Annotated in this window: 13 protein-coding genes; all 13 read right to left on the reverse strand. The window is 40.0% G+C overall.

The annotated features are described in order from the left end of the window. Positions 1–5: 5 nt before the first annotated feature. Complete coding sequence (locus A7P54_RS00635) at positions 6–782, reverse strand: hypothetical protein (protein ID WP_033134073.1); 777 nt, start codon at positions 780–782, stop codon at positions 6–8. A gap of 171 nt (positions 783–953) precedes the next feature. Next, complete coding sequence (locus A7P54_RS00640) at positions 954–1,946, reverse strand: putative solute-binding protein (protein WP_004807883.1); 993 nt, start codon at positions 1,944–1,946, stop codon at positions 954–956. A gap of 131 nt (positions 1,947–2,077) precedes the next feature. Next, complete coding sequence (locus tag A7P54_RS00645; protein ID WP_033134074.1) at positions 2,078–2,512, reverse strand: PaaI family thioesterase; 435 nt, start codon at positions 2,510–2,512, stop codon at positions 2,078–2,080. A 51-nt stretch (positions 2,513–2,563) separates the two neighbouring features. Then, positions 2,564–3,547, reverse strand: a complete 984-nt coding sequence (locus tag A7P54_RS00650) for a fatty acid desaturase family protein (RefSeq protein WP_171548335.1) — start codon at positions 3,545–3,547, stop codon at positions 2,564–2,566. Between the two features lie 121 nt (positions 3,548–3,668). Further along, positions 3,669–4,466 carry a PaaX family transcriptional regulator C-terminal domain-containing protein gene (locus A7P54_RS00655; protein ID WP_171548336.1) on the reverse strand — a complete coding sequence of 266 codons (798 nt, stop codon included), beginning with the start codon at positions 4,464–4,466 and terminating at the stop codon, positions 3,669–3,671. Between the two features lie 100 nt (positions 4,467–4,566). After that, positions 4,567–5,367 carry an undecaprenyl-diphosphate phosphatase gene (locus tag A7P54_RS00660; protein WP_004807892.1) on the reverse strand — a complete coding sequence of 267 codons (801 nt, stop codon included), beginning with the start codon at positions 5,365–5,367 and terminating at the stop codon, positions 4,567–4,569. Between the two features lie 128 nt (positions 5,368–5,495). After that, positions 5,496–7,385 (reverse strand): M48 family metalloprotease, encoded by a 1,890-nt coding sequence (locus A7P54_RS00665; protein WP_171548337.1) that lies wholly within the window; start codon positions 7,383–7,385, stop codon positions 5,496–5,498. A gap of 102 nt (positions 7,386–7,487) precedes the next feature. Next, positions 7,488–9,026 carry an amidophosphoribosyltransferase gene (gene purF / locus A7P54_RS00670; RefSeq protein ID WP_005316269.1) on the reverse strand — a complete coding sequence of 513 codons (1,539 nt, stop codon included), beginning with the start codon at positions 9,024–9,026 and terminating at the stop codon, positions 7,488–7,490. 24 nt (positions 9,027–9,050) lie between these two features. Then, positions 9,051–9,644: a CvpA family protein gene (locus A7P54_RS00675; RefSeq protein ID WP_004807899.1), complete on the reverse strand. Its 594-nt coding sequence runs from the start codon at positions 9,642–9,644 to the stop codon at positions 9,051–9,053. 1 nt (position 9,645) lies between these two features. Further along, positions 9,646–10,653 (reverse strand): quinone-dependent dihydroorotate dehydrogenase, encoded by a 1,008-nt coding sequence (locus A7P54_RS00680; RefSeq protein WP_171548338.1) that lies wholly within the window; start codon positions 10,651–10,653, stop codon positions 9,646–9,648. A gap of 88 nt (positions 10,654–10,741) precedes the next feature. Then, positions 10,742–11,221 carry a type II secretion system protein GspM gene (gene gspM / locus A7P54_RS00685; protein WP_005189530.1) on the reverse strand — a complete coding sequence of 160 codons (480 nt, stop codon included), beginning with the start codon at positions 11,219–11,221 and terminating at the stop codon, positions 10,742–10,744. Then, entirely contained in the window at positions 11,221–12,360 is a 1,140-nt protein-coding gene (gene gspL / locus A7P54_RS00690; protein ID WP_171548339.1) for a type II secretion system protein GspL, read from the reverse strand. The genes gspM and gspL overlap by 1 nt, the downstream gene beginning before the upstream one ends. Before the next feature lie 40 nt (positions 12,361–12,400). After that, positions 12,401–12,856: a phosphoglycerate mutase family protein gene (locus tag A7P54_RS00695; RefSeq protein WP_171548340.1), complete on the reverse strand. Its 456-nt coding sequence runs from the start codon at positions 12,854–12,856 to the stop codon at positions 12,401–12,403. Positions 12,857–12,866: the final 10 nt, after the last annotated feature.

Here is a 12,866-nt window from a genome sequence, read left to right on the forward strand (position 1 = left end):
CCCTCTTATTTCTGTAATGATTTTTTCAAATTTTGGATTAAATCTTCGCGGCTTTTATCCAACTGTTCAATCGTCGCAGTCGAATTGGATTCCCGACTTTGCTTTAAATGATATTGCCATGCTGGAATTAAAACCTGTTGTGCCTCTTTAAAACGATCAAGCAAGCTAAAAGATAAATGCTGTGAAAGCTGCATCTGTTTGATTGCAATATCATTACTGGTCTGTAAGGTTTGTAAAGTATTTACCTTTTTAGATAAGCGCTCCACAAAATGATCCAGCACTTGCTGCTTACTAAACTGAGGATACTCAATCAAGAATTGATCGGCTGCCTGAATATAAGCAGCCATCTGCTCTCTTAAACCCAATACCTGCTGTAAACGCGATTGTGATTTTTGGATTTCAATCTGCAAACGTTGACTCAAATAATTCGCTTCATTAATCAAACGATCTAAATCTTTAACATATTTCACTTGCCCAGCATCATATTCAATATCAATGCCCAACCATTTTTGCAGTGCATTAAAACGGCGTGTGCCTAAAAACTTTTTGGATAAAGACAACTGCTGAATAATCTGAGTGATCACTTCGCTGAGCTGCTGATTTAACTTAGGATCGACACCATTCAGCAAGACGCTTTGAGCTTGAACCAAATGATCTGCGTAATGACTTAAACGATGCGGATCGTTCAATAAAGGTAATAAATCATTACGCTTGATCGCTAAAATATGTTCTTGATTTGATTCAATTTGCGATAAAGGTGTTAAGTCGAGCGGTAGCGTCATATCAATAGAAAATCGTGAGCACAAATAAATTTGAACAGCTTAGTTGTAGCATGTTCTTTGACTTTCTCATATCTAAATGTTGTTATGTTTTTTAAAATATAGTGTCGCCTTACTGACTAAAAACCCTCTAAATTACAATCAATAAAGAAGGTTCATCAATCAAATCATGCGTTACTCATCATTGAGCGCACATTCAAAGTTATTTGGATTTTGTTTGCAGCGAACTTTTTTCAAGAAGTTCATCATTTTTGGATCATAAATTCCTGCTTTAGTGAGTGAGATACGTGCTTCACGCATCATCTTCATATAGTTGACTTGTTCTTCAGGTGGGATAATCATCCAGTATTTGGTTGGAATTTCTTTTTCGTATTTTGAAATAATATTAAACGTTCGACCGAGTTGCCCCGCCACCCATTCACGCGATTTCTGCCCAAACCCGTCAGGAAATTTATCCTTTCGAATAATGAAATTTGCCGAAATTTGCGTCAGTGGAAATTTGACAATTCCGCCTTTATCACCGAGTCCCTTATAAAGCTCAAAAGGCTTATAAGCAACAATTGGCGCGGGAACAATATCAATTTGATGATTATTAAATTTTGCCCCTGCATTGGTCACATCGACTGAAACAGCTTGTGCACCTATTTGTGCAACCAATTTCGGTTGAGCTTCATCATAAGCAAATACACCAACTTTCTTACCTGCAGCCTTAGCCAAAGTATTTATATTACGATCAGCAACAAACAAATACGCAGGTCCAATCGTTCCAAGACCCGCAATTTCATAAGGGCCATTGATCATACTTTTTGCCGCTTGAGGCTTAGAGAGCAATTGATAAGCAAGAATTGCCGTTTTCAAATCAGTTAAAGCGCCAACTGCATCAAGTGAACCGACATATTTATTGAATTGTCGACCACGTAATCCACTGATAATTGCACCATCACATTGCCCTACTTTTAAATCTTCAGCTGCAACACGCTCATCGACATAGGCACGCAAATCAATCTCTGCGCCCCACTTTTTTGCTTCTAATGCATAATCTTTTGCCAGTGCAAATGCATCACCCGATTTACCAACTGGATCAAATACACAAACTGTTTGCTTCGCCTGCGTTGTTACAGCGAATCCGAATAATGCCAAAGCAATAAAACCGTTTTTAATTATCATCTCGTTCTTCCCAGATAAGATTTCTTTTATTTCTTTATCTCAACCTATTTGTGGATACTATCCTATGACGAGATTTTTATTTTTAACGGATTTACAGCCAATCATTCAGTTGCGCGAGTATTTTGAACGTTTCATCCGCCTAAGGTCGATGGTGAACTTTGTGGTAGTGCATAAGTTCCAATTACATGCGCAACTGGTTCTTCATCATCCAGAGAATATAGCCAAACTTCACCTGTGACCAAAGTTTTCCCGACTTTAATCAACTTACACACAGCCCGAATATCCCGATTACCATTGGGTTTACGAAAAAAATTAATGGTCATATTGGTGGTGACTGCCATTGCAACCAGTCCCAGATGCCCCAAGATGGCAATATAGAGTACATAGTCTGCAATCAACATCAGCGTTGGGCCAGAAACAGTTTGTCCTGGACGCAGATCCCCTGCATCGACACGATAAAGTAGCTGTGCCCCCTTAGGAGGAATCTCCTCAATGGTACTTTTTTGTAACGCCTGCGGAAATTCTTGTGCTAAAAATCCAATAATTTCTTGTTTATCCATTGCCATATGTTTTCCAACTTATTTGTCGTGTTATGTATAAAAATCTAAACCCCAGACCTAATCGACTTGATCTGAAAGCTCATTCAATACCTGCCAATACGTCGGTGGCGCAGATACATGTCCACGTTCACGGAGCATTTGATGCATTCTTGGCAATTTAAAATAAGGTACAGCTGCCATCAAGTGATGTTCTTTATGATAATTGACATTGATTGGTGCAACCAAAGCACGTGCGAGATAGCCCGCCTTGGTGGTACGGGTATTGGTTAAAGCACTATGACTGGTTTCCATTCCTGCATGCTCTGCCATTGAACGGACTCTGAGGAATAAAGGAAATGGAGTCAAATACGCCACGACCCATAATGCATAAAGTTTAGGATGCCCCGCTGCCCACAACGCTGAAAATAGAGCAGCGTTAGTTGCAATCGCACCGCCACTATTTTTTAGGAATGCTTTAGGATAATCGCTCCAGTGTTTGCCTTCCTGAGAAATCCAGCGGCGGTCGTTTGATACCGTCCACTCCATTTTTTCAATATCCATCAACACTCGGCCGACCGCAAACTTAAACCCCGTCACGCCAGACAAATCACGCATAAATTTGCGCATTAAGGATTTTTTCGTGGTTGGAAAACCTGTCACTAAGGATAAATCAGGATCATCGACCGTAGAGGTTTTACTATGATGACGCATATGATGGGCACGATATTTATGTAGATCATTCCAAATCGGACGCGCGCATAACCAATCCGTCAAGGTATCATTCAACCATTTGGTTTTAAATAAACTTTGATGGGAAGCATCATGCATGATGATCGCGAGTGCCAACTGACGGCCAGCCAAAATGACCAAGGCTGCAACACACATGAGTAATTTACCCCAAGCAGGTAAATACTCCCAAGAGCTAGCCACAGCTGCAAAAGTTCCACCAATCACAGCCCATGTCGAAAACACAGCCCAACTGCCGTGCGCATCAGACTTGACTGTTAACTCAGTAATTTCTTCTCGCGAGAATAAATCACTAATCGCTACACGTGTATTCATATCCCTATCCTGCATTTGTTTTATTTTTTAAAACTACACAATTTATATTTTTATTCTAAATTAAGTAATATTTCTGTCAATAAATTAAAATTAAATTTTATGTAATATTTGTAATGAATATTTACTCAAGACTACTTTCATAAAACTTCTGCCATGCGTCCAAACCTGTTTGATCCAACTGTTGTACACTCTGCGCAAATTGCTCGCGAAGCTGCACATCAACAAAACCTTCTGGCAATAATGGATCATTCATCAGCAAGGAAATGGTTTGTCGTCCCAATAATAAAGATTCTCGAGCTGCGTCTTCCAAACTGAGCTGATCAACAGTAAACAACCACTGTTGAATCATTTGGCTGTATTTTTGGTAGTTTTGATTCAGCGTTTGTGTAGACCAAAGCTCAACAATCGTAGTCAACGTTTCGGTATCAAAATGGTTAATCTGGCAAAACTTTGCACTACTTTCTAAACCAGAAGTTTTTAATTCCGTAATCAGTTGATCAAAACCAATCACCAAATTATCAGGACGGATATAAATACCTTGCTCTAATTCTTTAAAACCAAAATGCTTGAGTGCTCTTTCACGACGATTTAATGCAGTACGATCAACCCGCCCAAGCTGACCCGTAAAAACCGCTAGATACTGCTGATTCCATACTTTGGTTTGTTTAATTCCATGCTTACGATTCAGCATGACATTTGCCCATTCATGCGATTGAACTGTAAATTGATAGACGCCACGTTCAATGGCTTCAATCACGCCATCACTGGATAACCGTGTCACAGCAACCCGAATGCTATTTTCACTGATTTCAAAAAGCCGCGCTGCAATAATGATTTGTTTAATTGAAATCGCTCGACCTTGAAGTCCTAACAGCAAATCAATAATTAAGTCTCGAGCATTCATTTTCACTATTGTCATTGTGCTATCGAACCAGATCTGAAGGATTTAAAATAAAGAATGGGGATTTTAACTGAGAATCTCCCTTTTCGCAGTTGCCAAAAGGGAGATGTTTTTATTTTTATAAAAAGACAAATAACAGAATAATACCAAGCACAATACGATACCAAGCAAATACTCGTAAAGTATGGCGCTCCACAAATTTCACTAAGGCACTGACCACCAATAATGCAGAAATAAAAGCTGCTACAAAGCCAACAGCAATATTCAGCATATTGTCTTGCGTTAAGACATCCGCATTACGGGCCAAATCAAATACCGCCGCACCCAACATGGTTGGCATCGCCAAGAAGAACGAAAACTCGGTTGCTGCCTTACGAGACAATCCAGAGAACATCCCACCAACGATGGTCGCACCTGAACGTGAAGTCCCTGGAATCATCGCAACACATTGCGCACACCCCACCAAGAATGCTTGTTTATAAGTGATCTTGGTCGCATCTGTCGTTTTATGATCAAAATTCTTTGATTCAACCCAGAAGATAATCAGACCACCCACAATTAAAGCAACAGCAACCACCAGCGGGCTAAACAAGACACTCTTAATGAAATCGACCGCAAAAATACCAATCACGACTGCTGGAATGAAAGCGAGTAAGACACTAAAGGCAAAGTGACGTGCTTCCGCATCTCCACTAAAGAAACCTTTGACCAAGTCAAAAATCTTTTGACGATACAACCAGCACACAGCCAAAATCGCACCAAGCTGAATCACAACTTCAAAAACACGACCATCATCTGAATGAAAGTCGATCATATGACCAAATAAAATCAAATGACCTGTGCTTGAAATGGGCAAGAATTCGGTAAGACCCTCAATAAAACCTAAAAACAAGGCTTTTAAAATTTCAATATGTTCCATAACTTACTCAAAAGAACGTAATAGCAGAATAAAAATAAACGGCAAGCTTAACCTGAAATGTCATCATTTTATGTGTTTGTCACGTAACCTTTTAGCAAAAAATATTCAGACAAATGCCTGAATTTCTGTTAAATAATCATCAAACTATTTTTCTTCTGCATCTGTTCGACCACTTCATGTGTATCAAAGCCTAAACGCCAATACAAAAGCCCTAAAACATCTAATTCATCTTGGGTAATAATTCGATCATTCCAGAGACATCTTTCAGCGATTGACAAGATATTAAGGCGATCGCGTAATAACAAACCAGAGACATCATTTAAAATTTCCGCCAAGTCCAAAGGCTCATCTGAAATATCGGCATAAATTTGCATTTCATCTTCAGTTAAAAGCATCTGCAAGATACGTTCACGAACTTCGAGCTGGTTCGGACTATTAATTTGCTGTACATGCAGTAAGGCATCGATCAAATGTACAATCTGAGATTTGACATCTTCAAAAGCCGCAGGCAAATGTGCAGGCATTAAATTGAGTTCATGTTTCACCCGTTCCAACAACAATGCATCAAGCAAACCGACTTCACCATCTTCTTGAATGATACACGCCAACTTGGTTAAGAATTGACGTGCAATACTGGTCGGCATATGCCCAATATTTTTACAGGCATCATGGAAAATCTGCACATGAATACGACCATCCAAATTCAATAAAGCATCGACAATCGCATGGCTGACCGGTGCTTCTTGCGGAATAAATTCGCGATACTGACGAATCATCAAAATCGCAACCATCACCTCACGAGAACCTGTCGCTGTTTGCATTGCCCGTTGAATTAATTCAGGGCGTTTCTTATTCTTTCGAACTTCTGGATTAAGTGGTTTGATTGCATCATTTAGTGCAAAACTAATCGGTGATAAACGCAATAAAGGTAATGGCTGTGGCGAACTCCATGGCATGGTGAGCTCGGCACTTTCCTCTTCTAACGAGCGAAAGAGGCTGAATAACGGGCGATTACGAAGCTTGCGTAGATTTTCTAATTGCAGATCTTGCAACAAAGTTGGATTTAATTCGTAGATTCGTTCTTTAATACTGGGATGAATATTCATCCAGCTCTGCGGACTCAACGAGTTAGCAAAGCACATATGCGAAATCGACTCAGAATAAGCACTATGGATCTGCGAGCCCGAGTGATGCACATAAATCCGTAACAAGGTTTGAATATTGGCATTATTATTCATCAAGCGCATAGTCTTGAGATCATTACGGAAGGTACGGCCACTTAAGGTCAAATATTTAATACAACGTGTAATTAAAATACCCAAACTACCGATTAACCAAATTACCCCACCAATCGCAACAAAGATGGTCTCAAATTTATTTCGATAAGTCGTTGCATAGGGATTATAACCCGCCTGAGCAAGCTTACTGCCCCACTGGCTAAAAGTAGTTAAACCACTATATAAAATTTTTAGCTTGGTATTTTCAACAGCTTCACCTGATAGAATCTGATTAAACTCATAACTGAGTAAGCCATAAAGTTCAAGTTCATCCAGATTTTGTAATGCACCCCAAGTCAAAATAATCACAATATCCTGTGATCTAAACCCTGCAGTTAAAGCATTCACCCCAACTTCATCAGGGAGTACATAGACCGCTGGCGTATCAATATCAAAACTCTTGGCGACCTGTTCTACAACTTTTAAGGCGGTACTTTCTTCTGGCGTACTTTCATCGAAAACCAAGCGACGTGCTTTTAGCTGCTTTGCCAGCGAGTGACCGCCCTCACGTAATACATATAGCTCCGCGCCTACAGACCAAAATAAGACCAAAACAAGCAAACCGATAAAATACGGACTAAGTACATGCCACCAAATCGGTTGGGTATAATCAAAGAAATGAACGACCAAACCCAAAATTAAATTTAGAATAAAGACGGTTAATAACATTGCGATAAGACAGAAACTGACTGACCATGCAATATTTTTATTTTCAATTAAATAATGGCTCATTTCTTTCAATGTAAGTTTTCCTGATTACATTGTTTCAGTTAGGGTTTCCGTACCCACTATCATAAAATAAAAAAGCGGGAAATTCCCGCTTTTCTATAGATTAAGATGAGATTACTCTTCTTTGATCCCAGTTAAGTCAACTGATGCGGCATCGATATTCACATCGATATAGCCATCTGATTTACTTTTCGCAGCATCACTACGTTTTTGCTCAAGTGCATCTAGATATGCCTTATCAATACCACCCGCGACATAGACACCATCAAACACCGAACAATCAAATTCAGTTAAATCTGGTACCTTGCTGGTACGAACCGCATTTTTCAAATCTTCCAAATCTTGGAAAATTAAACGGTCTGCACCGATATTTTCACGGATTTCTTCGACTGTACGACCTGACGCAATCAACTCAGCCTTCGCAGGCATATCAATACCGTACACATTTGGATATTTCACCATTGGCGCGGCAGAAGCAAAGAAGACTTTCTTCGCACCAGAATCACGTGCCATCTGGATAATTTCATTACATGTGGTACCACGAACAATTGAGTCATCGACCAACAGCACATTCTTGTCTTTAAACTCAAGTTCTACAGGGTTCAATTTTTGACGAACCGATTTTTTACGTTGCTGCTGACCCGGCATAATGAAGGTACGTCCGATATAACGGTTTTTCATAAAACCTTCACGGAATTTCACACCTAAAATATTTGCCAGCTCTAATGCAGAGGTACGACTGGTATCTGGAATTGGAATCACAACATCAATATCATGCTGTTCGCCCCATTCTTTCAAAATTTTGTAAGCCAGCTTTTCACCCATTTTTAAACGGGCTTTATAAACTGAAATTCCATCAATAATGGCATCAGGACGAGCAAAATACACATATTCAAAAATACATGGACGGTATTCAGGATTCACAGCGCATTGCTTGGTAAACAACTGACCTTCTGAATCGATAAAAATCGCTTCGCCTGGTGCGATATCACGTTCAACTTTAAAACCAAGTGCTGTAATCGCAACAGATTCAGATGCGATAATGTATTCAACACCTTGTTCAGTTTCACGAGAACCATAAACCAAAGGACGAATCCCGTTTGGATCACGGAAACCGACCAAGCCATGACCGGTGATCATCGCTACAACACCATAAGCCCCTTTACAACGCTCATGTACGCGAGATACGGTGTGGAAAATATCATCTGGGCTTGGGTTTAAAGTTCTGATCTTTTGTAGCTCATGTGCGAAAACATTGAGTAAAACTTCAGAATCCGAATCAGTATTCATATGACGTAAATCTGTTTTGAACAGATCGTCATGAATTTCGGCAGCGTTGGTCAAGTTCCCATTATGAGCAAGTGTAATGCCATAAGGTGAGTTTACATAAAATGGTTGCGCTTCAGCACTGCTTGATGAACCAGCAGTTGGGTAACGAACATGTCCGATCCCGTAGTTACCAAGCAATGCACGCATATGACGCGTATGGAATACATCACGTACCATACCGTTATCTTTGCGGAGGAATAAACGCCCTTGATGGCAGGTTACGATCCCTGCAGCATCTTGTCCTCGATGTTGCAGCATCGTTAAGGCATCAAATAACATTTGGTTCACTGGTGATTTACCGGCTATCCCAACAACTCCACACATAGCAACCTCGCGACAAGCTAGCGATTAATAAAAAGGATTTTTCGTCGAATGATCAGAACGCTCATCAACTGAAGCACGTTCTGACTGGTCCATTTCAGTCGAAGGGCGATGTAACAACGCACCTTCTGATGTCATTTGATTTAAAGCTTGATTTGCTGCATCTTTGGACAATTCAGTTGCCAAAGGTGCATAAGGTAATAGAATTTGTACAAATTTAGACTGTTTCCAGTGCGGTGAACTCTCAACCCAAGGCCCTAAACCCTGCATTGCGATCAGCACAATCAGTAGTCCTTTGAGAGAACCAAATGCACCACCTGCTAAACGATTTAATGGGCCCAATTTCAGACTTTTCAAGAGCCCATTGAGTAATGCAGACACAATCCATGTACACACCACAATGATCAACACAATAAAGGCAAATGCTGCGATTTTTTGCACAACAGGATCTTGGCTTAGACTGCTCATCGCAGGTGCCAAAACCACAGCGTATTTTGCCCCAATGATCAATGCGAATATCCATCCGATCAAGTTCGCAAAGGCTTTGATAAATCCTTGACGCAAACCGTTCAGCCCTCCAATGAGCAAAATGACCAGAATGATGATATCAAGTGTGTTCATTTCACACAGTCATCGCATTAACACAATCTTTTACAAGTGTTGGGCCGGTATAGATCAACCCGCTATAAACTTGTACCAAACTCGCTCCAGCTTGCTGTTTGGCAACCGCTTGTTCACCAGACAAAATACCACCGACACCAATCAATGGAATTTGACCCGCCAATACTTTGGCAAATTGACCTAAACATTCGGTACTCTTTTCAAATACGGGTGCACCTGACAAACCACCTGCCTCGTTTCCATTTGGCAAGTTTTCAACACCTTCACGCCCTAGCGTGGTATTTGTTACGATTAGTCCATCAATTTTAAATTGCAATAATTGTGCTGCAATGAATTGAATATCTTCTGAAGTTAAATCTGGTGCCACTTTAAGAACGAGAGGAACATAATGATTATATTGATTTGCCAGTTCGAGTTGGCGATCTTTTAAAGTTTGTAACAACTCAGTGAGCGCATCACCACTTTGCAAACTACGTAAATTTTTTGTATTTGGTGATGAAATATTAACCGTAATATAAGAAGCGTAATTATAAACTTTTTCTAGGCAAATCAAATAGTCAGATACTGCATCTTCAACAGGTGTATCTGCATTTTTACCGATATTGATCCCTAAAACACCTTTAAATTTTGACGCTTTTACATTTTCAATCAGTTTATCCACGCCATCATTATTAAAACCCATGCGGTTAATAATGGCTTTTGCTTGAGGGATACGAAATAAACGTGGTTGAGGATTACCTGCTTGTGGACGTGGAGTAATGGTTCCAATCTCGATAAAACCAAAACCTAATGCAGCTAAAGCATCAATATGTGCACCATTTTTATCTAAACCGGCCGCAAGACCAACAGGATTTGGAAATTCAATTCCCATACAGGTCACAGGTTTTGCCGCAACTTTCTGATGCATAAAGCCAATTTTATGGGCTTTATCGAGCATAGAGAGAGTCAGTTCATGTGCACGCTCTGGTGCTAAAGTAAACAACAAAGGGCGAGCCAATGAATATAACATACCAATCACAGTCTACTGATTTTCAAGTAGGCACATTATAGGCATAGGCGTATCAAAACGCCATGCCTGACATAGGGTTTTTAATTGCTTACTGTACTGTTGCAGTTAATTTAATCTGATTATTGTTAGAGACCATATCCATTTTTTGGATACTGATACCCATTTGAGACAACTGCATCAAAAAGTTAGCCAACACAGCATAATTCTGGTGTTCTGCAACAAGCTGAATCTGCTCACCATTTTGCTGTGAAGAAACAGCTAAACCTTGTTGTTGGGCCGTTCGTTGTATTTTATCAGCTGCAGTCAATCCCACATCATTTGCAGGTTTCATTGTCGCCGCATTACTCTGCATCCACACGGTTAGATCTTTTAATTCATTTAACCGTTTTTGTTGTTGATCTGCCAATGCATGCGTTTTCCACAAAGCAAAACCAATCACGGTCACAATGACAAAAATGGTGGTAAAAATCACCATTACCCGTTCACGGACAGATAAGCCTTGTAAATATTCATTTAACGCTTCGATTTTCTGATCAAAGCTATTTTGTAATCGTGTTAATGCTTTCATTATTTTACTTTTACCACCCCAATTGCGCCAACTGTATCCGCCTGAATATTGCCTAATTCAGCTTGGAAACCTTGTTGGTTTAATTGTTGAGTTAATCCTTGTAAATCATCCGCAGATTTTGCTTTAAGTGACATAGCCAAAGTTGAAGCATCATAACTCACCTGCTGAGCAACGATTTGTTTTTGCATCAAAATTGGTCCAACACGGCTTAACAGCGAAAGTGCTTGCGTATCACCAAGTTGACTCATACGCAATTGGCTTTCAAACTGGCTTTTAATATTTTGTTCGGTGACACGGCTATTCTCACCAAACCAATATTTATATTGCTCAATCGCTTGGCTTGCGGTTTGATCCGCAACTTTTTTCAGCTTCGACCAACGCAAGGCATCATAACCAAGCTGTACAACAATCACAGCCAACAATACGGCAGCCGCAGCTTTCCAATATCCTGACCATTGTGTTTCAGCATTTTTAGCTTTAGGTAAAACATTGAAAGGATGCTGTTTAGGTCTTAATAGTTGTTCAAATTGATAACTAAATTCGGTCCGCTGATCTTTACTAGATGCGGTAGCTAAACTTTCCAGTTGGCTGGCATTAAGATTGGCAAATTTATATTGTGTTTCTGCAGTTTGAAATTCAAGGTATAAGGCGAGGTCATCGACTGAGTTTCCAAACCAAGTATTTTCTCTCACCAGCAAATGATCATAAAGATTGAGTAGTACCACTTGATCCTGTTCTGGTTCAGGTGCAATCAAAAAGTCAGGCAAGAATGCTGTAATCTGGATCGGCAAAAGACTCAGTGCATGTTGCCATGTTTCAATCGAATATTGCGCTACACCCAAGATATTGAGCTGATCATTTTGAAAATGATGAACTACTTTCATTTGATCAATTGGCAAGGTAACAAACTCTTCCAAGAGGTATTTAACGCCCTCCTGTCCTAATTGTTTGTAATGTGCCTTGGTCATTGGTTGTTGTAATAATTGCGCATTTCGGCTTGGAAAATAAACCACAGCCTCTTTTCCATGATGCTCTTGCAAGTCCTGAATCAACTGTTCAAGACTTTGTGCCTGCAACCAATTTTCCCCTGCCGACCAATACCATGTTCCATTGGTTTCGGGCATCCATAAATACAGCATCGGTGTTCAGTACCCTTATCCTATTGCGGATATATAAAAATTATAATGTTGGTGTAAAACGATTCTTTTGTGTCGACAAACCATTCGCGATCACAGCTTGATCATAAATACGTGCTTCTGCCAATGCAAATGGATTAAAGCCTTCATGCGTCAATTGTTCTTCAATATGTGCCACAACATTCATATGGCACACCACTGCAATCGATTCATAGGGTAATTTTGACAGCCATTCAATCGCATCTTTGGCATCATCATCAGGTTTAATCTTATCGCAAATTAAAACTGGAATACCGTGAAAATGCGCTTTGATATGGGCCAAAGTTTCCTGTGCACGTAATAAAGGACTCACCACAAAGATTTCTGGTTGAATCACATCTTTTAAGAAATGTCCTGTTTGCTCAGCTTGTTGATGCCCACGTGGTGTGAGTGGACGCTGCATATCATTTCCATTGATGGCTGGAGAGGCTTCACCGTGACGAACTAAAGTTAACTGCATAAAACGACCT

Source organism: Acinetobacter sp. Ac_3412, assembly GCF_013072675.1.
GTDB classification, from domain to species: domain Bacteria; phylum Pseudomonadota; class Gammaproteobacteria; order Pseudomonadales; family Moraxellaceae; genus Acinetobacter; species Acinetobacter higginsii.